The sequence below is a fragment of the Kocuria varians genome, from assembly GCF_006539885.1.
Lineage (GTDB): Bacteria > Actinomycetota > Actinomycetes > Actinomycetales > Micrococcaceae > Kocuria > Kocuria varians.
The window spans coordinates 18,788-45,582 of the sequence record NZ_BJNW01000023.1; the positions used below are offsets into that span (position 1 = coordinate 18,788).

Sequence of the window (26,795 nt, forward strand, 5' to 3'; positions counted from 1 at the left end):
TCCGCGGCCCGGACGACGGCGCCGTGCCCCGAGCATCCTCACCTCACCGGGTCGTGTCAATGGGGGCGATGCCGCCCGTTCGCCACGGGGCGTCCGCGAGCGCGCGCTGCACCCACACCGTCACAGACCCAGGGGCCCACGCACCCACACCGTGGATCTCCCCCACGGGCCGGGCACCCCGCAGGGCGTTGGTCACGAACACCTCCGACGCCCCAGCGATGTCTGCGAGAGTGATGTCCTGTTCACGGACCTCGTACCCGGCGGCCCGCAGGCTCGAGAGCACCCGGGCGCGCATCACCCCGGGCAGGATCCGGCCGTCAACGGGCGGGGTGGTGACCACGCCACCGCGCACCACGAACACATTTGCACGCCCGGTCTCCAGCACCGTGCCGTCCTGGTCCACCAGCAGCGGATCGCACACCGGGGACCACGGACCGGGTGTCGTGTCCAGGGCGCGGCGGTCCGCCCACTTGTGGCGCCCCCACCCGCCGGGCACCACCACCGGGCGCAGCACCCACGGAGCCACGGGAGGGGCCGCGCCGGGAGGGTTCAGCGGGGCGTGGGTCATCTCGAGACACAGACTCCCAGCGTCCAGAACTGCCGTGACCCGCAGCCGGTGCGGGCCATCCAATCCGGCGGCACGCTGGCGGACCTGCTCTGCGAGCGCGCCCGGCAGCTCATGGGAGAAGCACGCCCGCACGCTGCTCCCGAGTCTTGCCAGGTGCTCCACCAGCTGCTCGGGACGCCCCTCGCGAACGAGCATCGTGGTGAAGACCCCCAGGGAGGGGTCGGGGGTCGAGCGGATCACGGGCGCGTCCCGCAGCGAGGTTGCCGCGCGCGACGGTGCCCCATCGCCTCCCACGCACGCCGGGGTCGCCACCTCCGAGGACTCCGCGTGCTCACGCCACTCCCGGGACAGCTCGGGCCCGAAGCGGGCGCCGACCGCATCCAGCAGCGGGGCGGCCTTCACGAGGGTCTCGAACGCCTCCCCGTCCGGGTCCGAGTCAGCGACGATCCCGCCGCCCACACCCAGGCGCACCGTGGCGCCCGAGAACTCGAACGTACGGATGGCCACGTTCATGGCCAGCCCCGCCACGGGACTCGCGTACCCGATCCCACCGGTGTAGACGCCCCGCGCGGTGGTCTCCAGGGCGTTGATGATCTCGGTGGCCCTGACCTTCGGCGCCCCCGTGCACGAACCGGGCGGAAACGTGGAGCGCAGGAGGGCGGCGTCGTCGAGCCCGGGGCGCAGGGTGCCGTGGACGTCCGCGACCAGGTGGTGGACGCCCGTGTGCGGCTCCACGCGCGGCAGCGCCGGACTCAGCACGGAACCGGGGACGCACGCGCGGGAGAGGTCGTTGCGCATGAGGTCCACGATCATCACGTTCTCCGCGCGGTTCTTCGCGGACGCGTGCAGATCGGCGGGATCCGTGTCCGCGGGGGCCGTGCCCTTGATCGGGGAGGTGAGGACGGCGTTCCCCGTGCGGCGCAGGTACAGCTCCGGGGACAGGCTCGCGACCGCTCCCCCGGGCACGCGCAGGAACGCGGCGAAGCGTGGCCGCAGCGCCCGGTGGCCCGCGCAGAACAGGTCCAGCGGGTCGCCGTGGAAAGGGGCCTCCAGCGTTCGGCAGATGTTGGCCTGGAAGATGTCGCCCTCGCGGATGCGCTGCAGGGCGCGCCGCACGGCCCCCGCGTGCGCGGCACCCGTCACGGCGGCCTCGACGGGCCCGCAGCGGTACGGCAGCGCCTCGCCACTCTCGGACGGCGACGACGCCGCGCGGCCTGCGAGCGCCCGCTCCACGATCTCCACCGTGCGGGCAACGCGCGCGGGATCCGTTCCGGGCAGGGCCTCGCAGGCCCAGTGACCGGTGCGCGCATCGTGGACGAGCACGTGGTCGTAGTACGCCAGGTGGTGGTCCGGAAGGCTCCCGGCGCGCGGCGGTGCGGGCGGAAGCGTCTCCAGCCGCTGGGAGAGCTGATATCCCAGGTACCCGATACAGCCGCCGCCGAACGCCTCGCCGCCGTCCACGACGCCCGAGTCCCCGAGCACCTCGAACGGGTCCTCATCGGACCCCACGGTCCGGGCTGGGCGTATGCCGATCACGGCATCCATCCGGTCCGCCCCGTCGATCCAGTCCCCGAAAAGCGCCGCAAGACCGGGCTGGTTCCGCAGGGCCCGCAGCATCCGCTCGGGACTCACCGTCCAGGACAGAGGGGCCCGGGGCGGAGCTGTGCGGGGCAGGGGTGTCCGAGGCTGAGGTGCACGGGGCAACGGGTTCCTTTCGCAGGGCAGGCGCGCGGCGGCGTCGTCCATGGAATACGAAACCGCCGACGGCGGCGACCCGGGGCACGAACGTGCCCCCGAGAAGCCGCCGCCGGGCGGGTGATGCGCGGTGACCCGCAGAGCGTCAGATGCTGACCACCATTTTGCCCGTGTTGGCGCCCTTCATCATGTCCAGGAAGGCATCCACGGCGTGGTCGAGGCCCTCCACCACGGTCTCGTCGTACGCGATCTTGCCAGAGGTGAACCACTCGGTCATGCGGGAGAGGTACTCCTCGGCGATGTCCCAGTGGTCGCCCATGGTGAAGCCCTCGAGCTTGAGGGAGTTCTTGATGAGGTTGGCCATGTTGTCCGGGCCGGGAGTGCGCTCGGTGTTGTTGTACTGGCTGATCGCGCCGCACGCGGCCACGCGACCGTGCCGGTTGAGCACGTCCAGGGCGGCCTCGAGGTGGTCACCGCCCACGTTGTCGTAGTAGACGTCCACGCCGTCCTTGCCCACGGCTTCCGCGAGCTGCTTGCGGATGGGGGCGTCCTTGTAGTTGAGCACGGCGTCGAAGCCGTACTTCTCGGTGAGCAGCTTCGCCTTCTCGTCCGAGCCGGCCGAACCGATCACGTAGGACGCGCCCAGCTGCCGGGCGATCTGGCCCGCGGCGGAGCCCACGGCACCGGCGGCACCGGAGATGAACACGCGGTCCCCCTCCTTGAGCTCCGCGATGCGCGTGAGGCCGGTGTAGGCGGTCATGCCGGTCATCCCCAGGATGCCCAGGTACACGGACAGCGGCGTGCCGGGGATCTCCTGCACGGCGGTGAACTCCTTGGCGGGGCCCTGCGTGAGGTCGCGCCAGCCGTCCTGGTGCAGCACGGGGGTGCCCACGGGCAGGTCCTCGGAACGGGACTCGACCACGCGGCCCACGGCCCCGCCGGTCATCGTCTCGCCCAGCTCGAACGGGGGGACGTAGCTCGGCTCGTCGCGCATGCGCCCGCGCATGTAGGGGTCCACGGAGATGAACTCGTTGCGGACGCGCACCTCGCCGTCCTGCAGGTCGGGCAGCTCCACGGTGACGGTGCGGAAGTCCTCGTGGGTGGGCCAGCCCTCCGGACGGGAGACGAGCTGGATCTGGGTGCTGGTGGAATCGGAAGTAGCCATACCGTCATTGTGGCACGCACGGACGCTTGCCCCCGCAAGGATTCGCGTGGAGCGGAGTCGGCCCGAACCGGGAGTAAATTGGGCACAACCAATCGCCGGAACTCGGCCGGTGTGGCGTCGCCCCTTGTGATCCCGATCACCGCCTGGAATAGTAATATCTCACTATTACGATTCGTCCCGGGCCTTCGCGCAGCTCGCGCTGTACGTGGCCCTGCTGGGACCGGTCATGGTCTCCATGGCCCTGAAGGTCTCCACGCTCACGGACGACCCCACCCAGCGCACGAGCATGGTCGGCGCCGTGCTGGGCGTGGGAGCCATTGCCGCGGTGATCGGCGACGCCCTGTTCGGCCGGCTCTCGGACCGCACGACGTCCCGGTTCGGGCGGCGTCGCCCGTGGCTGATCGGCGGCTCGCTCGTGATGGGCCTCGCGCTCATCGGCATCAGCCAGGCCACGAGCACGCCCATGCTGGCCATCGGATGGTTCGTGGCGCAGCTCGGCGCCAACGCCGCGTTCAGCCCGGACATCGCCACGCTCGCGGACCAGCTGCCCGAGCAGCAGTACGCGAAGGTCTCCGCGACCGTGGGCGTGATGCAGAGCGTGGGCGTCCTGGTGGCCACGTGGTTCGCGTCCCTGTTCGCCTCGAACATGCTGCTGCTCTTCGCCGTCCCGGCGGTCGTGGGCGTGGTGGGGCTGTGCCTCTACGCCGTGATCCTGCCGGATCCGGTCCTCACGCACCGCCCGCCCCGGCTGAGCCTCAAGGAGCTGCTGGGATCGTTCTGGGTCAACCCGCTGCGCCACCGCGACTTCGGCTTCGCGTGGTGGTCCCGGTTCCTCCTCATGCTCTCGAGCTTCATGTTCACCTCCTTGCGCCTGCCGTTCGTCACGGACCGTCTGCACATCACCGCGGCCGACGGCGCCGGCGTCGTCTTCCTGGGCGTGCTTACCTACACGGTCGCGCTCGTCCCGGCCAGCTACCTGGTCGGCTGGTTCTCCGACCGCACCGGGCGCCGCAAGCTGCCCGTGGCCGTGGCCACCGCGCTGTTCGCGCTGGGAACCTACCTGCTGCTGCACGTGGATTCGATCGGCCAGTTCTACATGGTCGAGGCCCTGCTGGGCATCTCGTACGGCATCTACATGAGCGTGGACATGGCGCTCGTGCTGCAGGTGCTGCCCAACCCTGAGGACAACGCCAAGGACCTGGGCGTGTTCAACATGGCCAATGCCATGCCTCAGTCCCTCGCGCCCTTCCTGGGTGCTGCGCTGCTGGCCACGAGCGTCACCGCCTCCGAGCCCAACTACGCCCTGCTCCTGGGCGCCGCGGCCACCGCGGCGCTCGTCGGAGCCATCGCCGTTCTCCCGATCAGGAAAGTGAAGTAGTCATGACGGACACCATCCACGCAGCATCCTCACCGGTCCCGCAGTTCGCGGAGCTGATCGGCAAGCTCACCCTCGAGGAGAAGGTGCACCTGCTCACCGGGGAGACCGCGTTCACGCTGCCCGGCAACGAGAGCATCGGCCTGGCGCCCCTTGCCTTCTCGGACGGGCCCACCGGTGTGCGCGGCCTGAAGTTCGTGGGCGGGGACCCCGTGGCCCTGTTCCCCAACGCGACCCTGATCTCCGGGGCGTGGGACGACGACGTCGCCGAGCAGGTGGGCACCATGCTCGCCAAGGAGGCGCAGCGCCAGCACATCAACGTGGTGCTCGGGCCCACCATCAACCTGCACCGCACGCCGCTGGGCGGGCGCCTGTTCGAGGCGTACTCGGAGGATCCCTACCTGACCGGCCGCGCGGCGTCGTCGTACGTGCGGGGCATGCAGGACCAGGGCGTGTCTGCCTGCCTGAAGCACCTCGTGGCCAACGAGTCGGAGACGCTGCGCAACTTCATGGACTCGCGAGTCTCCCAGGACGCGCTGCGCGAGGTCTACCTGCTGCCTTTCGAGATGGCCGCGGAGGACTCGCACGTGTGGTCCATGATGTGCGCGTACAACGACATCAACGGGGTGGCCGCCAGCGAGAACGACCAGGTCCAGAACCGGATCGTGAAGGGCGAGTGGGAGTGGGACGGGCTCGTCATGAGCGACTGGTTCGCCACCAAGCGCACCGTGGCCTCCGCGAACGGCGGTCTGGATCTCGTGATGCCCGGTCCCGACGGGCCGTGGGGCGAGCGCCTGGTCGCGGCCGTGCGCACCGGCGAGGTCTCCGAGGACACGGTGGATGACCACCTGGCCCGGCTGCTGCTGCTGGCCCAGCGCACCGGGGCCCTCGGGGCGGCGTCGGGCGCGGAGGACCGCGCCGCGCAGATGCCGGCGCCGGACTCCGACGTCCGCAAGCGGCAGCTGCGCGAGATCGCGGTGCGCGGGATGACCGTGGTGAAGAACGACGGCGCCCTGCCGCTGGGTGACGGGCCCGTGGCCCTGATCGGGCGGCACGCCACCCAGACCGTGAACATGGGCGGCGGCTCCGCGCAGGTGAACCCGCCGTACCAGGTGAGCATCGCGGAGGGCATGCGTGACGTGCTCGGCGAGCGCGTCACCGTGCTGGACGGCCCCGGCATCCGCACGCGCGCGGTCCCGGCGTCCCCCGCCTTCACGAGCGATCCGGCCAGCGGCACCCCCGGCATGGAGGTGGCGCTGTTCGCCGCGGACGGCCAGGAGCTCACCCGCTACCACAGCGACTCCCCCGCGATCTCGATCGGCTGGGACGACGACCTCGCCCAGACCCCCACCACCGCCGTGCTGCGCGCGGTGCTCGGCAACGACGCCGGTCCGGTCACCGTGGGTGCCGTGGGCGGCGGTCGCTGGCGGGTGGAGGTCGCCGGGCACGAGATCTCCGCGGACCTCACCTTCGAGGGCACCGATCCGGGCGAGACGATGCTGCGCCCGCCGGCCTTCTCCGAGGTGCTCGAGCTGCCGTCGCACGCGGAGCTCACCGCCACGCTCGCGCTGGATCCCATCGACTGGCGGGAGAAGCTGCTGGGCGATCCCGCCCTGGGTCTCGCGGAGGAGAGCCACCTGCTGGACATGTCCGCCATGGGGCTCACCGCGATCGTGGCCGCTCCGGCGCCGCGGCCGGACGAGGACGTGATCGAGGACGCGGCGAGGGCCGCGCGGGAGGCGGGGACCGCCGTCGTCGTCGTGGGGCTGTCCGAGGAGCAGGAGACCGAGGCCGCGGACAAGACGACGCTCGCGCTGCCCGGTGAGCAGGACGAGCTGGTGCGCCGCGTGGCGGCCGCCGCCGAGCGCACCGTGGTGGTCGTCAACGCCGCCACCCCCGTGCTCATGCCGTGGCTCGCGGACATGAACGCCGTGGTGGTCGTGGGCCTGCCCGGTCAGGAGGGTGGTCACGCGGTGGCCGCCGCGCTGACCGGTGAGCTCGAGCCCACCGGTCGGCTCGTGACCACCTACCCGGCCGCGGACGGCCAGGCGCCCGCGTGGGACGTGACCCCCGGCGAGGACCTGGGGCTCGACTACGCGGACGACGTGTTCGTGGGCTACCGCGGCTACCACGCGGGCCGGGCCGCGGAACCGCTGTTCTGGTTCGGGCACGGCCTGGGCTACGGCAGCTGGGAGTACGGGGACGCGACCGTCTCCGAGTCCCGGTCCGCCGGCATGCTGAGCGTGGCCGTGGACGTGACCAGCACCGGCGAGCGCGACTCGCGCGAGACCGTGCAGGTGTACTTCCAGCCCGCGGAGACCGATCAGCCGATCCGGCTCGTCGGCTTCCAGGGCGCGCAGGTCCCGGCCGGGGCGACGGCGCGCGTGGAGGTCGCGTGCAATCCGCGCCTGTTCCGCCGCTGGGACGAGTCCGCCGGTACGTGGCGCGAGCTGGAGGCGGACGGCGAGCTGGTGGTCGCGCGCGGTCTCGGCGACGTGCGGGCGCGGCTACCGTTGAACTGAGTCCAGAGGACGCGGCGGGTGCTCGTACGGGTGCCCGCCGCGTTCCGTCCAGCGAGGAGAGACCATGCCCACAGGAACCAGCACGACGAGCCGCCCGAGCGGCCGACCCCGCGGCGCGGACACCGCAGCGCGCCGCGAGGACATCCTGAGAGTCGCCGCCGAGCTGTTCTCCGTGGACGGCTACCGCGGCACGTCCATGAGCCGGGTCGCGAAGGCAGCGGGGATCAGCCACACCGGGCTGGTGCACCACTTCCCCACGAAGGACGACCTCCTGGGTGCGGTGATGGACCGCCGGGACGAGCTGGACACCGCCCGGGCGTTCGCGGACGCGGGCGCACGGCCCACCGGGTGGGACTACTTGCACGCGATGGTGCAGATGGTGCGCAACAACGAGGAGCACCCCGGCATGGTGCGGCTGTTCACCACGGTCTCCGGGGAGGCCGTGGATCCGGAGCACCCCGCGAATGCATGGTTGCGGCGCCACCACGAGGCGACCGTGCGCCGTCTCCGCAACGCCTTCCAGCAGGCGGCCGAGGCGGGTCAGCTGGCGCCGGACGCACCCTTGGACGCGATGTGCCGGCTGATCGTGGCCGCCATGGACGGACTGCAGACCCAGTGGCTCACCGGCACCGCGCCCGGCATGGCGGACGAGCTGGCGTGCCTGGTGGAGGCGTTCGAGGCGCGCTGGCGGCGGTGAGGGGGCCGCTTGCGACTCGAGTGGCCCCCGGCGCGACGACGTCGCCGGGTCACCGAAAGCGCGGCCACCGCGGGGCCCGCGGGTAGCGGAGCCCCGCAGTCGCGGGTAGTGATGCCGTTGTGTGAGGTGCGGCGGCGCAGGCCTCAGCCCTGGCGTGCCTTCATGCGCGGGTTCTTCTTGTTGATCACATAGGTCTTCCCACGGCGGCGGACCACCTGGGAGCCGGGGATCTTCTTGAGGGAGCGGAGCGAGTTGCGGACCTTCATGGGGGCCTCCTATTTGCGAACGGTTCTCGCTTGGGGGACTAGCACGGGGGTCAAGCGCCGGTCTGGCAGCGTCCGCCCCACTCCTTCCCCTGCCACGGTGACCCGCGCGCGGCGGGGCGGCAGCGCCGTCGTCGTCGCCCGTCACCGCGCGACCGGACGCTACGTGCGCGGCGTCATCTCGTCCTCCACCACCCACTTGTGGTTTTTCATGGTCATGCCGTCCGCCTGGTAGTCGACCATGTAGACGGTCTGCGTGGTGGAGGAAACCACCGTGCCCTTGGCGCCCTTCATGCCGGGCATGTGGTCCGCCTCGATGGTCACCTCGGTGCCGTCCGCGAGTGGTTCGGACCCGGCATCCTTGAGCTCCTGCTGCACCACCCACTTGTGGTCGGTGACCTTCTCGCCGCCGTCCGTGGGCGTGTAGTCCACCGCGTAGGCGACGGTGTCGTAGGCGCCCACCACGGTGGCCGGCGCGCCCTTCATCCCCGCCATGTGGTCGGTGGTCAGGGTGACCTCGGTACCCACGGGGTAGGTGGGGTTCTTCGCGGCCGTGATGCCCGCGGGGGCGGGGCCGCCGTCCATCGAGTGCATGTGTGCGCCGCCGCTTGCGGAGGCCTCCGCGGTGGGGGTCCCGGAGGCGCCGCTCGGGGACGACGACGTCGCGTGGTTCGTCTCGTACGCGGCGTCGTGGTCGGCGTCGTCGCCCGAGGAGCAGCCGGTGGCGACCGCGAGGAGGGCGATGCCGGCGAGGGCGAGGGGAGTGCGTCGCATGGGAAGTGTCCTTTCGTCAGGTACGGACGGTTACAGCCAGGATCCGAGGGAGGCCACGAAGCCGCCCAGGATGAACGCGGTGATGCCGTAGGCCAAGGGGCGGTTGTCCATGGGGCCGCCGCCGGTGGCGTGGTGCGTGATGGCGTGCCCCTTGCCGCGGCGCAGCAGGGCCTTGTTGACCGGGTAGGCCGCGGCGTAGGCGATCACGAGCGACAGGGCCATGGAGATCCAGAACAGGGAGTCCATCAGGCCCGCGCTCATGGCACCGGGGACGACCCACATGACCAGGTTGTCCACGACCTCCATGGTGAGGATCGAGACGGTGTCCGCGGCAAGGACCAGGCGCAGGGCCTGACCCAGGTCGATGCCCGCACGGATCAGCGGGGTCGCGGACAGGGTGTAGCCGAACACGAATGCCAGCACGATCGCCACGGCGGTGCTCGTGACGTTGCCCCAGCCGAAGATCGTCGCGAGGATCAGGCCCAGGATCTCGCCGATGGAGCAGCCCGTGAGGCAGTGCAGGGTGGCGCTGGCGGCCATGCCGGACATGTCGTGACCGGAGTGGTCCGCGTGGTCGTGTGAGGCGTGGTCGGTGTGGTCGTGGGCATGGCCGGGATGAGCTGAGGGGTGGCCCGAGTGCTCACTCGCGTGAGGGGACGTACCGGTGTTCATGACCCCGACTGTATACCCTCTGGGGGTATGGAGTCAGGGTGCTATCCCATACTGGTCCCCAGTGCGGATGACCGTACCGTGGAGCATCAACCGATCGATCGCCTGCTGATATGCGCCATTGATACGGCTGCCGGTCCGCTTGTAACCCAGGATGCTGTTTGCCCGATAGACAATGTCACTGAAGGACAGGTCTCGACCCGCACGCTGCAGAACGAGGGTCACCACGTTGTCGATCTCCTGCGGTGGGATCACCACGATGTCTCGTGCCGAGGCACCTGTTTCGTCCACGCGCACAATATTCCACGTGGAAGGTTGAGCGTCTCGAGGCCAATAGCAAGCCTCTCCGCCCGTGTGCGTCACGGGTACGTCTGAGGGCACACAGGCAAGGATCTGCTCACGGCGTTTACTGTTCGTCTTTCCCAGGCCGAACCGTGCTGCGACCTTGGATGCCAAGACGCGATCGAGCACGGGCCCTTCCGCCTCGATCACCTCCGCCAACTGTTCAGCAACTTGCCTCTGGCTCATCGGGGACGGTAGAGCATCGAGCACGGTGGGGTTCCCGGCATCGTGGTCGACAGCGGGACGGAACGGTTTCACCTCCACGGCGACGGGGCCCACCGCTTGCTCCGGCTGCTCCTCGACCGGGGTCATCTGCGCCGCTGTATCGAGGGCATGGTGAAACGCATGATCCAGAGCGGACATCACGCGTTCGCGCTGTTCGCCGTCGGGGGCAAAGACTGCACGCGAATCAGCCGCCGTCGCCGAGTCTGCCTCCTCTGGCTCCTCTGGCTCCACCGCTGGTACAGGTACCGGCTCCACCGCAGGTTCCACATTCAGCGCATCCTCCTGGGCGGCAGCCTCCATCCGGTCTTGCACAGCGCGAATGGACTGATCTCTGTCTTGCCACCAGCTTGGCAGCCAGATCTGGATGACGTCCGCCCACCCCATCTGCGTCAGCACCTGCGCCGGGACCGCGTCCCTGTCCGACACGGTCGATCGCCGTGCCCAGGCGGGCCCATCGAGCATGAGCGCGAACCACCGGTCCTCCCCTTCCGGACGAACCGCCAGATCGACCTGGAACTTGGACATACCGAACTCTTCCCGCACCTCGTATCCGAGCGCCCTGAAAGCACCGGCCACGTCCTGTCGGTGAAGTTCCTTCGTCCCTGCCCCGGAGTCCGACAGCGGGGTCTGAGTGTTTTCCCTCGCGAACATCAAGTATTCGCGCAGGTGCTTCATCCCTTCCGAACTCGTGCGCTGCAGGTCGATGTGCTCGGGGTCGAACGAACTGTAGATCACCACTTCGCGGCGAGCCCGCGTGATCGCCACGTTGAGTCTGCGCTGGCCACCCTGAGCTGACAGCGGGCCGAACTGCAGCCGCAATTTCTTCGTCTCCGGGTCTGGAGAGAACGCCAAGGAGAAGAGGATGACATCCCGTTCGTCACCCTGCATGTTCTCCAGGTTCTTGACGATCAAGGCGTCCTCATCCTTGGCCAGGGCCTCCCGGACAGCGGGATTATCCAGGTCCTCCAGAAGGTCTTGGATCAGCGTCTGTTGTTGCTTATTGAAGGTCACCACACCGATCGATGCCTCGGGATCGCGTTCCAACCGGTCGATCACGTCCTCGACAATCAGCTGAGCTTCCACCGGGTTGGTTCGCGTTGCCTGACGGCCGCCCCCATCGAAGTGTCCGTCGACCCGCCGGAGTGTGATTCCGAACCCCGGCCGCTCGATCGGAGGGGCGGGGAAGGTGGAGAGCTCGCCCTGGTAATAGCGCCGATTCGAATATGCAATGAGTGATTCGTCCTGGCTTCGGTAATGCCACGTGAGCATTTTGCGAGCAAGATTCGCGCTCACCGCCTGGGACAAGATCGACTCCTGATCGCTGGCCACCACCGCATCCCCGGCCTCGACGTCGTCGTCCTCGGTGGAACCGGAGGCGAACATCGACGACGGTGGCATCTGCTGGGAGTCCCCCACCACCACCGCCGATCGTGCCCGCCCCAGAGAACCCACGGCGTCCGCGACCTTGATCTGCGAAGCCTCATCGAAAATCACGAGATCAAAATGAACGGCTCCCACCGGCAAATTCTTGGCCACGCTCGAGGGGCTCATCAACATGCACGGGGTGACATCCAGTATGGCGTCCCCAGAGGACTCAATGAGCTGACGAATAGTGCCACCACGCTTGCGGTCCATCTCCTGACGAAGCTGCATCTGCGAAGGGGTGGGGCGCTCCTTGTTGAGCCCGCGCTGCCGCAGAAGTCTCGCGGGGAGCTCCGTCCGTAGTCCGGCGCGCACACGGTCGCTCAGAGACTTATATTCCGAGACGCGCTGCGAACGATCGTCGGGGTCGAACTGCAGGAGGTCGGTCTCGTCCATCCTGTCCGCCAGTTGTTCCCGGACGATCCGCAACCGAAGCCTCGCTGCGAGGTCTTCCGGGCTGAGGCGCCCTTCCGCAAGTGCATCTGCCGCCTCCTCCAGGCCGCACGCCCTTACCTCACGAACCGCTGCCACAGCTCGCTGGTAACGGCGCAGACCAGCTGTTCGATCCCTCTCGGCTTGCTCCCGCCAGCCATCCGCACTGCGATCAATGGCTGCCAGGAGATCATCATCACCGCGCCAGAGGCACAGCGATTCCGAGTCCGCGTTCAACACCGCCGTCATGCTCTGCCACGACTGCATGTATGAGGAGACATCCAGGGCCTGCGCTCCGCTTTCGAATCTCTCGATATCCCGGTCAGCAAATACCCCTCTGACCTGCTTCACGCCCTCCGAACGGCGCAGCATGTCCTCCGGAAGACCCACTTGACGCGGATCTCGAATCGTCCAACCCAGACGCTGGGGGAATAACCGTGCGGCATCCCTGTCGAGCTTTTGGGCCCGCTCCTGGGCCCAACCCAGATGATTCAGAAAAACGCGCGGGTCTGCCACCCGATCCAGGGCGAAGGGTAAGACCAAGGTTTCGAGATACTGCTGGATGTCCCCCAGAGCCCGATTCCGTCCAAAGAGCTTCTTCTGCGCTTCGCGCAGCTGACGTTGCAAGGCTGCGGTGTCCACACCCCATGCCTCGGGGCGCAGGACTGCAGCAAACTCCCCCAGCTCGATGACGAACTGACGGATATCTGCCAACAGCAGATTCATCTCCGCATCCCAGTCCGTCACTCGCTCAGTGACCTCCCGATAGTCAGCCAGAGACATGTGGCGGCCAACTCTCACCTGTTCCAACCACGACGCCAAGACATCCCATGATTCCGGTTCCGGGTAGCGCCGGAAGAGATCCTTGTCCGCCTCCCGCAAGCGGTCGTGGTGCGCGAGAAATTCACGCACGTGCTGCATCACGTTCGGTTCGGAAGTGTCCAGTTCGGCTGCTGCCGAAGGAGGCCCGGCAAGGAGCCAGGGATCGTCCACGAGGCAGTGATCCCCCAACGCCTTGATAGCCTTCTCAGCCCGCGCCGCGACGGTGGACACTCGATCTGCCTCCGACGTATCGCGAATGATGCGCGGCGGGATCTTCACATCGTCCAGCTCTGAGGAGTGGTTCATCCGACCCCAGTACTGCGCCATGCCCAGGTAGTTCTGGTGGGCCTGCCACACGGAAAGTGGGCGGTCAGATACGCCATGAAGCCTCTTGGGGTAGGCCGCCAGAGACTCGATAGAGCGCCGGAAGTCCTGCTTCAGTGCCGTGAACGAGGCGCTGTTCCCCTCACCCTCGGCCTCCCAGGACTCGAGCAGTTGCCTCCTGACATCTGTCACGGACTGCTTACGTCCGTGGAGCTGCAGTGTGAGCGGCGCAAGCCCCACGCGGTCCAACCTGGTGCGGACCACTTCGAGTGCCGCTTGCTTCTCCGCGACAAAGAGAACCTTCTTCCCCTTGTCCAGGCTGTCGGCAATCATGTTGGTGATCGTTTGCGACTTCCCCGTCCCTGGCGGTCCCTCCAGGACAAAGGTCTTCCCAGCGCTGGCCCACACAATGGCTTCCAGCTGGGATCCATCGACCGGAACAGGCAGAACCGCATCCGCCTCCAGGAGTTCGGTCATGGCGGGAACAGGGACAGGATCCTCGAAGTTTTCCAACGGAGTCTCCACCAGATGCTTCACCACGGGGTTCTCCAGGAAGTCTTCCCAGTGCTCCCCCAGGTCCCGCCACATCTCCACGGTGGCGAATTGCAGAATGGCCAGTCGAACGTCTGGCTGCACGTGGAATGATACTTTTTTCAGAGCTAATGCAGAGCGGACTTCCTGCAGTACACGCGGGATGTCGATTCCGTGAGCATCCTCCGGGGGCTCCTCAAGAACCGGGATCCGCAGGTTGAATTCTGCACGGAGCTTCTCGATGAGGCACCAGTTGGGTTCCACCGTGGCCCCCTCATCGATGGAGAGCCGGTAATTCTGCTTTTTACCGCCCTCCAGCCGCACAGGAAGGAGAAAGAGGGGAGCCAGGGCCTGTTGGTCCGTCGGTGTCTTCCACGCAAGAGCACCCAGTGTGACGAACAAGCTGTTCGCCCCAGACTCATCGAGTGCCGTTCGTGCATCTCTCCGGAGCTTGTCTATACGGGTGGAATAGCTAGCCGCCGAGACACTCGCGTAGAGCGTCTTTTCGGATATAAGGATACGGTCTAGAGCGTCATCTCCCAACTCACGCGCCGACCGGTGCCCCGCCGCTGTCTCCAGTTCGGCGATATCGTCCTGGGCCCGAAGGGTGAGGCGCTGACCCGCCGCCAACATGTCTTCGAACGTGGGCAGGGAACGTTCCGCCACGGCCAAAGACATGGCACGGGAGGGGAGCTTCAGCAACGGGTTACGCAGGGACAGGTCCAGCAAGGAATGGCGCCAGGCCCGGATCCGGGCCGGGAGGTTCTTCTCCGCAGACTCCCGGTAGGTCGCCGCTTCGGCCGGTGGCTCCTCCACGGACATCAGGATGGGCGTGGCAGCCGGGCGTTCTTCGACCAGCTCCACCACGTCCCCCACGCTGTCCGTCCGGAACCGCGGAAGGGGCCTGACCCGCCGGTGGGCGGCTGCGATGTCCAGGACGTAGTAGATCTCACCGTCGAAGTGTGCTTCGGTGCCCCGGATCGCTTCTTTCCAGGGGACCACGGTGGAACGCGTGACCAGTGTCATTTCCACGGGAACGAGTAATCCGCTGCGCACCACGTTATCGATCATTCCCCGGTCTGCCAGGGCGAGCTCCGCGAGTTGAATGTCCTGCGTCAGAAAACCGGCAAAGGCGTGCCCCGGGCTTCGGATAATAACGGGGTTCAAGCCCACCTGCTCCAACGCGGCAGCGTAGAGGACACTGAGATCCAGGCAGGTCCCCATGCGGTCCTCGACGACCTCTTCTATCCGCCGAACCTTCTGCCCGGTGTCCTCAAACGAGGCTGGAGGGTTGACGTACGTGAGGCCTAATTCGTGGACAGCGCGATAGACCGATTCCGCGATCAGGGTCGCGCGTTCGGATCCCGACTGGTAGCCCTCCAGCGATGAGGAGCCGGATTTCTCCAGGAGGAGATCACTGGCCCGCTGCATGATGGGCACGAGCGCCTTGCTGTTCGGGGTGACGAACGCAGCCAGCAGCTCGGGGATGGAGCGCGCATACCACTCGTTGCGGGCGAGCAACGTGATCGGATGACTCTGGGTCTGCCGTTCCCCGTCGATCACCACATTGATGCGCAACGTGGTCTGCGTTGCTTCCTCGATGTCAGCAAATTGACGGGCCGGCACGGCCCAGGCGAGGTCCGCACCTTCCCGTTCCTGCAGTTCGTAGTATCGCTTCTCAGGGACCGCCGCCAATTTCATCGGAGCGATGCGCAGGGGATCTGCGGAGATGGCATCCGCCTCATCCCCTAGACTCACGACGATCTCGTCCACGGAATGGGCACTCTTGTCGTCCGTGTGTCCCGCGATGACCTGGACCACGGGACTCACGTTGTTGTGGATCAGGGCGAAGTTGAGAGCTTCGCGATATCGAACATCTACCTTGACCGGGCCGCACGTAAAATGAGCCGTCCGACAGCCCGGCTGGGAGTCCCGATAGTAGATGAGGTCCGTCAGGAGCTGCTCCTCGGGACTGGGAGCGTGCGCATCCAACGCGTCGTCGCCGTCCGACTCCGCGAGTGATGAGTCGCCCGTCGAAGCGTCCGCGCCCAAGCCGTCCGAATCGGGTGACGGTACAGGCTCCCCCGAAATCTCTGGCTCGGTTGTCTCGCGGCCCGAGCTGTTCCCTTCGATGATCGGCGGGGTGGACTCGTCCGGAAGACCTGCGGGCTCCTCCGAGGGGCCCACCACCAGTGCAATCTGTGGTTCACTCAGTGGCTCCTGAGTCTGCATACGTTCTTCTCGCGCCCGCGTCACAGGGGTGACGCCCACCAGGACATCCTCATACGTAAAGGTCTGTCCATCTGCAAGCTCGGCTATCCGCCGTGACGCCTGCTCGGCCCCCACCACATCCATCAACAGCTCCATGGCCTCAAGACCGGCCACCACGGTACTGGAGGAAAGGCTCGTGCTCGCGGAGTTGGCCAGGTTGAGCACGCGCAGCGCTTCAGTGGCCCACCCGATGTCAGTGCGTTCGAAGAGTCCTTCGAACTGCTCAGCATGAAAGATGATGGTCTTGAGGATCACCCTGGGGTCGTCCAGCGCATAGTCTGCGTCGTGGCGACCAAGTCGTTGCAGGTCAGACCGGGAAATCACGTCAATCCATGACTCGGGGTCCCCCGGCACCGGGGCGTGTTCTTCCACCAAAGGACGAAGCGTGTGAGAGAGAACGGCACCGGCCTGCAGGGCCGTTTCGTAGGACAGAGAAGCGCGCATTGGGGGGATCGCTTTCGCAAGATTAAGTTGTTGAGAACGAAACTATCAGTAGTCTAGGAAACCTTCTCGTCCACGACATAGATGCGTTTCAGGGGCAGCTTGTCCCGCCATCTTGCCGGGAGTGACTCGTAGTAGGTCAGCGTGAGGTCCGTGATCTCCTGGCCGCCCAGCAGGCGGAGGTTCTGGCGTTCCCGCTCCAACGCCGCAGCTTCCCCGCTGTAGGCCCCCAGCGTGACGAACAGTCCATGTTCGTCTTTGACCGCCAGCGTTCCCAGCAGGCCCTGGATATCCGGGCGTCCCTTGGTAGCCGTGGTGTGTTTGCATTGCACCTTGATGAGCGGTGGCTCGAGCCCGAGGACGTCTCGATGGGCCACGACATCCACACCCCCATCGGCTGAATAACTGGTCACTCGGGCCTGGTATCCCATGGCTCTGAGCAGATCTGCCACGAAATGCTCGAACTCTTCATGGCTGAGATCTTCGAGCAGCGTGCGGGTGATGAAGTCGTACGTGTTGTCCTGGATCTGCTCTGCCGTGGGCAACGAGGCCGTCGTCGCCTCCAGGTCTTCGAGCTCTCCTTCCCTCGGGGCAACTGCCGCGGTCGTGGGAGAGCTACTCGTGGCGGGGTCCACGCAGGACTCATCCTCGACGCGCGGTCGCTCGAGAAAATCCTCCTCGGAAGGCGAATCCAGGAACTCTCGGAAGAGTTGTTCGTGTCGTTTGACCTTGAACAGCGTCAGTGCGGACCCAATTTCATAGAGGGCCGACTTGGGGAAGATGCCGCGGGGGACACCCGTCTTGAGCCATCGCACGGGACGTCGATGGCGGTGGGATTGTGCACCGGGGTAGTACTCGTATCCACCGATGACCTCTCCGAAGTTGAGGGTTCGGTCCGTCTTGCTGGGGAAAATGACCAGGTCACCCTCCGCCATCTCGAAGGCGAAGCGACGCAAGATCCCGGCCCAGGTTGCGATTGCCCTCTGCTTGGCGTTCGGTTCGCTGACCTGCAAGGCAGTTTTGATACGGTCCGGGTTGTCGCCCATCAGCGCAATGTCTCCCACCTCCCACCCGACGGATACGAACCCCTGGGACAATAATTCGTCCTTGAGTACATCGTTGTGGATACCCCACATGGTCATCGCTGGGCCCCCGTGATCGCCGGCAGGAACGGGCTCGCCTTCTTGCTCCACGACACCGCGAGCATGTCCCGCGCACGGGTAGCCCCCACATACAGCAGTGAGCGCTCTCGGAGGGCGTTGTCCTCGCGGGCCTTGTCGTCGTATTGGTTCCCGGCGAAGAACCGCGGGATGGACGCGTCACTGACCTCGAACAGCAGCACCCGAGAGAACTCGGTGCCCTTGGCGCGGTGCAGGGTCATCACGGCGGGAGTGCCAACGGGGATGTTCTGCGTATCCACGGGCGCCACGGAGACGCCCCTCTCCCCCAGGGCCCGCACCAGGGCATCCCGTTGCTTCTTGGTGCGTGTGAGGATGCCCAGCGTGCTTGCCGCGAGCCCTTCCTCGGCCATCTCGACGGACCAGGTTTTCAGCAGCGCGGCCACACGGTCGTACTCCTGGGCCAGGTCATCGGCGGGCAACAACACCGGGGTGGGGCCGGAGCGGCTGGAGATGTAGCGCTCTGTGCCGTGGTCGGCCTGTTCTCCCTCGACCTCGTCCAGGTTGTAGTCCCCGCCCTCGAGCACCTTGAGCGCCAGGTTCAGGTTCTGCTCGGTGGTGCGGTAGTTCAGGCGGAGCCTGCGGGAGCGGCCCACCACCTTGATCCCGTAGTGGCCCAGCACGATCCGCTGGCCGTAGATGCGCTGATTGGAGTCCTCCGCGATGAACAGATCGTCGGGCCCCTCCGGCACGATTGCTCGGGCGAGCATCCAGCGGGTGGGGGTGAAGTCCTGACCCTCGTCAATCAGCACGTGGTCCACCGTGGACGCATTCTCTGAACCGTCCAGCACCGCGGCGGCCACCGCCGCGGCCTCGTCCCAGTCGATCTGCTGTGCCGCGAGTCCGTCCGCCCGGTAACGCTGCACGGCGGCCCACACGGCTCTGCGCTGGTTGCGTCCCAAACGCGATCCTCGTCCCACACGCGGGGCCCGCAGATAGTCCTTCTCCTCGGTGATCCGGGCGGGCAGGATCACCTCCTGGTACTCGGAATGGAAGAAGGCCGGCACGGCCAGCTCCGAGGGGAGCTCCTGGCCCGCGGCCTCAATGGCTTCGTCCCAGGAACTCGTGCCGTACGCACCCGCGTTACGCGGTTCCGGGGACTGTCGCACGCCCCAGCCCAGCACTCGCTCCATGGCCTCGGGAAGAACGTCCGTGCCGTTCGCCTCCGCGAGTACTCGCCGTGCCACCTGGTCCAGGGTCATCACGCTGATGCCGGGCTGCCCCACCTGCGCAGCCATCCGCACACCGGGATCCAACGCGCGGATCTGCTGCCCGATCATGTCCACCAGGTTGCGTGTGTAGGACACCACCAGGATGCGCGCCTCGGGGTTCTCCCGCGCGAGCCGCACCGCGCGGTGAACGAGCACCACGGTCTTACCGGTGCCCGCGCCGCCGGAGAGCCGGAACGGTCCCGAGGTCTTCTTGTCCACGTATTCCTGCTGATCGGGGTGCAGGAAGAGCCGCCAGGCCTCGAAGTCGCCGCTGGCCAGTGCCTTCTCCAAGGCGGCGTCGTCCTCGATGAGGTGGAAACGGGACGCTGCGCGCGGTGTCGTCATCGCGCGGACCACGGCATCGGTCTCGGAGGGCACTCCCACCTCGGTACCACCGGTCGGCGCGTCGTCCGCGGCGGTGTACCGGGTCCGGACCTCGTCCAGGGGCGTGCCCGTGGCCAGGTCCAGCAGGGCGTCCTCCTGCCAGCCGCCCACGCGCTCCAGGAATCGCACGAGTTCGTCCTCCGACGCGGCGGCCACCGCGACCTCTGCCACTGGCTCGTCCACACCCAACTGGGCCGCGAGATTCCCCGCCTCGTAGCCACCCAGCGGATTGGTCTCGTTCGCCTCGGACGACGACGCCGCCTGCTCGTCCTGCTGCCTCGCCATCAGTTCCGCGGCGCGGGCCTCCACGATCGCCTTGAGCTCGGAGTCCGTGTAGTGCCCCTCGCCGGATCCGGTGGCGGGCTCCACGTGCCGGATCTCCGCGGCGCCGTTGATGGGGTTCACGCGGGCGTATGCCTTTGCGGCCACCGTGTAGGCATCGTCGTGGGCATACACGCCGTACAACAGCCAGAGATCCGCGAGGTCGAACAGCACCATGCGGTGGAACTGATCCACGCGGGCGGTCCGCACTCGCGGGTCTGCGCTGTTCTGGATGGGCTCGATATGCAGGCCGTTGCTGGTGCTGTCCCGCATGAGCTTCTCCATGGTCGCGTTGACCTTGCCAGAGATGGATCTGTCGTAGCTCGAGACGAATCCGCGGTCCAGGATGAGCTGCTTGTGAGGGGCCGTCATGGCGTCACCGTCTTTCCGCCGGGGCGCCGCCCCGGCCTTGCAGGAGGTTCTGGACAGTGGCGACGTCCGGACCGGTCACGGTCCAGCCCGCGGGCGCCACCTCTCGGAAGTCCGTCACGAGGTCCGCGTCGGAGAGCCACGCAATCCGCAGTCCTGGCCACGCCAGGTCCACCGGGTAGCCCTCGACCTCTTCGCCGATCTCCGGAACGGGAAGGTCTAACCGGCCCGCAAGCCTCAGGATGGTGGCCTCTTCCGGGGTCATGGCTTCCTCCACCAGCTCCTGCCACTGTGCCGTCAGTTCCACGGGCTGTTGGGCGTGCGTCACGTCCATGAACCCCGCCGTGGTCTGCCGGGCAGGCGCGGGCTCCTCGGACGTGTGGGACAAGAACTCCAGCCAGGAATCGGAGACGTCCTCGGGTTCCTCGCGGGCAATCTGCGTCAGCGAAGACCTCGTCTCCACCACCGTGACGGATCCGGGCTGCACCTCCTGCCGCAGGTTGGCCAGCGCGAGCCATTGCCGCCACGACTCGGCGAAGTACGGGGATGCCACCGCGTCATCGCGATCATCAAGGACCACCGCGAGCCTGTTCACGGGGGACGTGACGTCGCCCAACATCACGAGCGGCCCTTCCCTGCGGACGAAGCCCCGGGTCGTGGGCTGGCGCCGAGGGACAGGCGGCGTGTCCCCGGCAGGCGTGTCCAGGATGTCGACCGCTTGTGCGCCCAGTGCCTCCGGGCTCACCGAGGACTGCACGCCGTTGAAGAGCAGGAGGTTGAGCTGTTGGGACACGGTGCGTTGACGTGTGAACGGGTCCCGCAGGGTGCCCTTGATGAGGCTCAGCAGCTGGTCCATCGGGTTGGCGTTCAGGTAGGCGAGGTCATCCCCGCTCAGCGCCCCGCGGGACTGCACAGCCCGGAGGATCCTGGGGTCCCACATGTTCGCGAGCACCGACTCCACGGGCTCGCCGCGTTGAACGGCCTCGTACGCGTCGAGATCCCTGTTCGTCACCGCGTAGACCAAGTAGCCCTGTTCGCGCAGACCGCGGCGCTTCGCGGCGTCGTCGCCCACCCTGTTGTGGGCCGTGGACGCGTGATACTCGCGACCGTCCAGATAGATGGCGGCACCCTTGATGCCCTGTGTGGCCGGCCAGCTGAGCAGGAAGTCGGGTTGGGTGTCCATCAGCTGCACCTGGGATGCGAAGGAATAGCGGACGTCCCTCAGGAACACGGAGAACCCCGCCCCGCCATCACTGACCGTGTCCGTGATGTCCGCACCGGGCAACAGGCCGACGGCCGCGCGGAACAGGCGTCGGAAGCGGTGTTCGATCGACGATTCGAAATCGTCCCCCGCGGGGGCGCTGCCTTCCTCAACCCGCCAGGACATCTCCGCGCCGGGCGCAGGGGAACCCAGGACGGTGCGCAGAATCTCCACCGCCCGCCGCCGGTCCAGGCTCTCTCGGTGGGAGGCCCGCACGTGGGGCATGAGGCATCGGAAGCACGCGCTCTTGCCCTCGTCCTGGCACGGGCACTGCGTCAGGTAATCGTGGGCCTGTCGCAGCAGCTGCCACAGCGACTCCGGGGAGGCGAGTTCCGCGAGGTACCCGGTGCCACCCGGGACGGAATCGTAGAGCAGGAGCGAGTCCGCATTGTTGCGGGAGACGTCCGGGACCACTTCCATCCCCAGGTGGCTGATTTCCCCTCCGAAGCGTTCCCGCAGCCCCACCATGAGCGCGGCGTAGAAGCTCCACAGCGAGCGCCCCGAGCTGTCATCCGTGATGGACGGCGGGAGACTGATCATGATCGTCTCGGTCGTCAGCTCTCGGGACAGCACCACGGAGACGGACTCCGGGTTCTCCATGCGACGCTGGGTGCACCACCCCTGATGTTCCTGGGCCTTGTTCTCTCCCAGGGTGGTGTCCAGGTGACCGCATTCACGGCAGATCACGAACCCGCCGATGCGTTGTGTACGCCCGGCCAGGGTGGCCTCCCGAGCCCCTTCGCGCGGCTTGCCCACATTGAGCCGGGTCAGGCGGGAGCCGCGGCGGAAGGTGATGCCCACACCGGTCCCGGCCACGGACCACTGGGCCCGGGTGTCCGCCGCGGTGAAGTCCGGGATGGTCAGGGTGTCGTAGCTGGTGCTCGCCCGGTCTTCCGAGGCGTCCGTGATCTTGGCGCGGTTGAGCTCCATGGTGGAGGACACCTTGATCAGTTCCACCACGTGCAGGTGCTGGCCCTCGTCCGCGATGCCCGGCCGGTGGCACGTGGGGCACGAGTCCAGCCGTTCGGAGGCGTCGAACGTGGTGCTGTGACCGCAGTCCGGGCAGAAGGCCACGCGCCGCACGCCGTCACCGTTGCTACCCACGTCCACGGAGTCGATTTCCAGTTCGTGGCCCCCCGCGTAGAAATGGTTCCCGGGGGCCAACTCGGTCAGGGCGGTGAATCCGGAGCGTTCGTACTCTGCCGGGATGTGCTTCCAGTTGTCGTGCTCGTCTCGGTAGGTGAGGGTCGCTTCCAAGCTCACGGCGTCGTCGTACAGCGTGAAATTGGGCAGCACGCCAAAGCGTTCGAGCACGCTGATCCAGTGCTCGTGACTGAGCTGCGAGGACTCCGCCCGCAGACGCGCTTGGCTTCCGGAGAGCCGCCGTTCCTCACGCTTGCGCGCCTCGTCGTCCTCCACGGCACCGAGCTTCTGCTCCTGCTCGTCCAGCAGTTGCTGTTGGCCTTCCAGCTCGGTGGTGAGCTGTCTGTCCTCCTCCGCGGTGATGACCACCGTACCTTCGGCGATCTCTCGGAGTCGTTTCTCCACGGCCTGGCGACGGTGCGTGAGTTCGTTCTTCTCGTGCCACCAGTGCTGCACGGAGGACTTCACGGACTTCTCCAGACCGCTGGGCTCCTCACCCCCGGGCCACGTGGCCCACGCCCGCAGTGCCGCCGCGGCGTCCCGGGTCATGCCCCGGCGGGGGTCATCGCTCACGTGGAACGCGGAGAGGAACTCGTCCAGCCGCTGCTGCGCGTGCTCCTTGGCGTCCGCGAGCAAGACCCCCAGGAAGGTCTGAGGCCCGCTGGACTTCATCACGGAGGCGGCGCGGGCGGGGTCCGGGGCGCCGTCGTCCCCGGCCATCCGGTCCATGAGGAACGCCGTGTACTGCCTGTGTAGGATCTCCTCCGCGGAGAGATAGGCCGCCGGGGGCCGCACGGCGCCATTGAGCATGAACTCGGGTTCGATGAACGCCGAGCCCTTCCCTCGCGTGGTCATGAACGCGAGGTCCAGCGAGTTGCCGGTCAAGCGCCCCGCGCGGCCCACCCGCTGCAAATAGGAGGCCACGGTGTCCGGGATGGACGCGAGGATCACGGTGGAGAGATCGCCGATGTCGATACCCATCTCCAACGTGGGGGTCGCCACCAGCACGTTGGGCGCACCCGGGGTGGCCTCGCTGTTCTTGAACTCGTTCTCGTATTCCAGCCGCGTCTCCGCTTGCAGCAAAGAGGTGTGCTCCCGGGCGATCACGCGCCGCATGTCCCCGCGATACAGGCTGCGGTAGTAGCTGCCGCGCAGCTGATCCCGCCGGAGGTGTCCCTTGCACTGGTACGCGGTGCACGGGCCGCCGTCCATCGCGGTCAGGGTCTCGGGCAGGCCCGTGACCATCTCCCCGCATGCTGGGCAGCGCAGGATCTCCGCGGGCTGCGGGGCCAGGGCCATCATGAGTTTTTCGGGCCGCAACCCGTAGCTCTCGGAGGTGGTGGTCCCGCGTTCGGTCACCCCCACGGTGTCCGTGAGTCCGGCATCGCTGAGCGCGGTAAAGAGCGGCTTCATGAGGTGTCCCGCGCTGCGTTTGTCCACTCCCAGGCACCGGGAGGTCCAGTCCACGTACCAGCTGGACGAGTTGCTGGAATCCGTGAATCCGGTCTTGGGCTTGAGGCGCCCCGTGGCGGGGAACGCGGGAGAGCGCCGTCCCGGTGGGAACGCGGGCATCACGTCCTTGGGTCTGCGACCACCCCAGATGTTGTAGCGCATCCCGCCCTTCGCGCGGTACGGCCGCAGCCACTCGTGAGCGATCGCGCCGTCCGTCCGGAGGCGCTCGAGCACTCCGCGCACCCACACGCTCGTGAGCGGCTGGGCGGGTCCGTCGACGGCGACGTCGAGCGTCATCTGCCGCCCGGCACGCTCGAGGACGTCCTCCGCCACGGCGCGCATTTGGTCGTCCGGCGCGTCCACGGACGCGGCCGCGGTGCCGGTCGCGGCCAGCGTCCGGCCGTAGGACTCCACGAGGCCGGCCTCGAGTTCCAGGTCGAACTCGAGGCGCGTGGCCACCAGGTCCGCCGCCCGACGACGCCGCCGCGCCGTCTCCGTGTCATCCCAGAATCCGCGCACGGGCGGGTTTTGGGCAATCGTGGGGTGCAGCAATCGGTAGCGGTCCTCGGGGGTGTGGGCGTTCGCCATCATGCGTTCGACCACATCCTCGACGGGAGCGGGCTCCTCGGTGAGGGCCGATTCAATGGCTGAGCGCAGGGCGAGCGAGTAGGACCGTGCTTCCACGAATCCCGCTCGGTGCGCGGCGTCCTGCACCGAGTCCGTGAACACGAGGGACTTCTTCTCGCTGGGGTCCAATCTCGCCGTGCCGAACAGGCTGGACAGGGCCACGGACAGCAGCGTGGCGGTGCGGGATCCCACAAAGCGAATGCCATTGGGCACCCGGCACGAGGGGCACGTGTCCTCGTTGGAAAGGGCGTCCGCTTCCAATCCCACGTGCATGAGCACGGGAAGGGTGTCCACGTCCCCCGCGTCCTCCGGGGGCAGGGTGTCCTCGATGCTGCGACGCTCGGGGTCCAGGAAACGCACCCTCTCGTTGTCACCGGGTTCTGCGCCGGGGAGGGAGATCAACGCGCGGAAGCGCCCCGTGTGGCGCACGTGCGCTTCACGAATGGCCTGGGGTTTGATCACCAGGTCGTTGGTACCGGTGAGGGCGATGCCCCACCCGGTACGGCCACAGAGACGGCAGTAAATGGCGGGGAGGAAGCTGCCGTCATGGATGGTGCGATCATCGCTCCACGAGAACGCCACCGCGGGCGAGGCCGCGCGGTCCACGCGAGAAACCTCTCGCGTCCAGAGGTGGACCTCCACGTTGGGGAAGCTGTTGCGCTGGGCTCCCGAGCGCACGTGGGACAGCGCCCCGCACAGGGCCTCGATGAAGCGTGCCCCTGTGGTATCCGGATCCAGATGGGGCACCAGGGCAACGCTGAGGTCACGCACCGGCGTGGCCTTGGCGGTGCGTGAGAGCAGATCGCTCACCAGGGGATGAGCGAGGAAGAGATCGCGCGCGGTCGCGGGATCTACCGCGACACCGGCGGAGACACCGTCGGACCCCTGCCACAGGACGCCGAGCACTCTGTGGGTCAGCTCCTCGGGATCGGGCAACACCCCGCCCTGCGTGACCGGGAGGACCTCGAACACCGTTTCCAGCTGCCCCAGGGTGGGGTGTTCCTGAGGCCGCCACGCCGAGCGATCCACGCGGGCGAGGGCCTCGTCCCGCAGCAACTCCTGGGTGACCCGTCGCTCGGTCACCACAGATTCGGGTGTGAAATCCGTGCCAAAGATGGTGCTCGCGAACTCGGCCACGGGGGCTATGTCGCTCTCGTCCCCCAGGGTTGCGGACGTGGCCACCGGGATCATGGCCATGCGCTGCGGTGCCAGCCGATCCAGCACCAGGCGCAAGCGGCGGATCAGCATGGCCACATCGGTACCCTGCGCGCCGTTGTAGGTGTGGAACTCGTCCAGCACCAGGTAGCGCAGGGATTCGGCGGACTGCTCCCACAGCGGACGATCCGCCGACCGCAACAGCAGCTGATCCAGCATCTTGTAGTTGGTGAGGATGATGTCCGGGGCCACCGACCGAATCGTGTGGCGGTCCTCGATCAGCCCCTCCGCGGACATGGCTGTGCGCGGGGCGCCCGAGTGCTCACCGGTGTAGAGCGCCGCAGTCACTCCCTGGAGCGCCGGGTTCTCGTGGATCATGCGCGCCAGGCGCCCGGCCTGGTCATTGGCCAGGGCATTCATGGGGTACAGGATGATCGCCTTGATGCCGTGCAGTCCCTGCTTCCGGGCGCGTACGGCGTAATCCAGCAGGGGGTAGAGGAACGCCTCGGTCTTGCCGGAGCCCGTCCCCGTGGTCACAATGGTGGGTTCCGGCAGACGCAACCCCTGCCGGTCCTGCGCCCCCGGAACAGACGGGTCCGTGGTCAGTCTGCGAAACGCCTCTGCCTGGTGCGCGTAGGGCTGGAACCATTCCGGGAGCACGTCCAGCGGCGATGTAGCGGTGTCCGTGTGGAACGGTAACCGCGTCCGGAGGAACGGCCCCCGGAAGATGCCCTCGTCCTTGTCGCTCAGGAACGAGCTGAATGCTTCCCGCGCGTACTGGTCCGAGAACTCGATGGCCGTGGTCACGTATTCCACCAGGGCCGACTGCACGGCCTCGGCCTGCAGCGAGGGCAGCAGTTCACTCATGCGCCGTTGACTCCTTCGTAGACACCCGGCCGATACACACCCTGCTCCATCCACTCGGCAAATACGGCGTACGCCTCGCGCATGTCCGCCTCCCGGTCCAGGATGCGGAACGGTTCGGGAGCAGTGATCTGACGGCCCTCCGCGGTCACGTACGTGCGGTCCTCGATGTTCAGGCCGTATTCGGGGCGCCCGGCCTTGTTCCACGCGGTGCGTACCGCGGACGGGATGAGACGGCCGGTGGAGTCGTAGACCTTGCCGCGCTTGTCTTCGCCCCGTTCGTAGGTATAGA

Annotated in this window: 13 protein-coding genes; 3 read left to right on the forward strand and 10 right to left on the reverse strand. The window is 67.4% G+C overall.

Going from position 1 to position 26,795, the window contains the following annotated elements; translation table 11 throughout:
• Positions 1 to 43 precede the first annotated feature (43 nt).
• Both KVA01_RS11255 and KVA01_RS11260 read right to left on the reverse strand, forming a co-directional pair.
• On the reverse strand, positions 44 to 2,200 hold the full coding sequence (locus KVA01_RS11255; RefSeq protein ID WP_233438868.1) for a bifunctional anthranilate synthase component I family protein/class IV aminotransferase: 2,157 nt from the start codon (positions 2,198 to 2,200) through the stop codon (positions 44 to 46).
• Between the two features lie 208 nt (positions 2,201 to 2,408).
• Positions 2,409 to 3,428, reverse strand: a complete 1,020-nt coding sequence (locus tag KVA01_RS11260) for an NADP-dependent oxidoreductase (RefSeq protein ID WP_141270332.1) — start codon at positions 3,426 to 3,428, stop codon at positions 2,409 to 2,411.
• A 205-nt stretch (positions 3,429 to 3,633) separates the two neighbouring features.
• On the opposite strand from KVA01_RS11260, the gene KVA01_RS11265 reads away from it, so the two are divergent.
• The 3 genes from KVA01_RS11265 (at position 3,634) to KVA01_RS11275 (ending at position 8,022) form a co-directional block, all read left to right on the forward strand.
• Complete coding sequence (locus KVA01_RS11265) at positions 3,634 to 4,806, forward strand: MFS transporter (RefSeq protein WP_141270334.1); 1,173 nt, start codon at positions 3,634 to 3,636, stop codon at positions 4,804 to 4,806.
• 2 nt (positions 4,807 to 4,808) lie between these two features.
• Positions 4,809 to 7,325, forward strand: a complete 2,517-nt coding sequence (locus KVA01_RS11270; RefSeq protein WP_141270336.1) for a glycoside hydrolase family 3 protein — start codon at positions 4,809 to 4,811, stop codon at positions 7,323 to 7,325.
• A gap of 64 nt (positions 7,326 to 7,389) precedes the next feature.
• A complete protein-coding gene (locus KVA01_RS11275; protein WP_141270338.1) occupies positions 7,390 to 8,022 on the forward strand; it encodes a TetR/AcrR family transcriptional regulator in 633 nt (210 codons plus the stop codon).
• A 143-nt stretch (positions 8,023 to 8,165) separates the two neighbouring features.
• Here KVA01_RS11275 and ykgO read toward each other — a convergent pair whose 3' ends face one another.
• The 8 genes from ykgO to KVA01_RS12660 form a co-directional block, all read right to left on the reverse strand.
• Positions 8,166 to 8,288, reverse strand: a complete 123-nt coding sequence (gene ykgO / locus KVA01_RS11280) for a type B 50S ribosomal protein L36 (RefSeq protein ID WP_039100650.1) — start codon at positions 8,286 to 8,288, stop codon at positions 8,166 to 8,168.
• A gap of 159 nt (positions 8,289 to 8,447) precedes the next feature.
• The gene (locus tag KVA01_RS11285) at positions 8,448 to 9,059 is read right to left on the reverse strand and encodes a YdhK family protein (protein WP_141270341.1); all 612 of its coding nucleotides are present in this window, start codon (positions 9,057 to 9,059) and stop codon (positions 8,448 to 8,450) included.
• A 30-nt stretch (positions 9,060 to 9,089) separates the two neighbouring features.
• Positions 9,090 to 9,731, reverse strand: coding sequence for a DUF4396 domain-containing protein (locus KVA01_RS11290; protein ID WP_174805726.1), 642 nt, complete (start codon positions 9,729 to 9,731; stop codon positions 9,090 to 9,092).
• Positions 9,732 to 9,764: 33 nt separating this feature from the next.
• Entirely contained in the window at positions 9,765 to 16,541 is a 6,777-nt protein-coding gene (proA, locus tag KVA01_RS11295) for an anti-phage protein ProA (protein WP_141270343.1), read from the reverse strand.
• A 53-nt stretch (positions 16,542 to 16,594) separates the two neighbouring features.
• Entirely contained in the window at positions 16,595 to 17,680 is a 1,086-nt protein-coding gene (locus tag KVA01_RS11300) for a restriction endonuclease (protein WP_068468440.1), read from the reverse strand.
• The gene (locus KVA01_RS11305; RefSeq protein ID WP_068468442.1) at positions 17,677 to 20,004 is read right to left on the reverse strand and encodes a 3'-5' exonuclease; all 2,328 of its coding nucleotides are present in this window, start codon (positions 20,002 to 20,004) and stop codon (positions 17,677 to 17,679) included. Before KVA01_RS11305 ends, KVA01_RS11300 begins: the two co-directional genes overlap by 4 nt.
• A gap of 4 nt (positions 20,005 to 20,008) precedes the next feature.
• Positions 20,009 to 26,506 carry a DEAD/DEAH box helicase gene (locus KVA01_RS11310; protein ID WP_141270345.1) on the reverse strand — a complete coding sequence of 2,166 codons (6,498 nt, stop codon included), beginning with the start codon at positions 26,504 to 26,506 and terminating at the stop codon, positions 20,009 to 20,011.
• A partial coding sequence (locus KVA01_RS12660) for a hypothetical protein (protein ID WP_170221160.1) occupies positions 26,503 to 26,795 on the reverse strand: 293 nt, incomplete at its 5' end. The genes KVA01_RS12660 and KVA01_RS11310, both read right to left, overlap by 4 nt.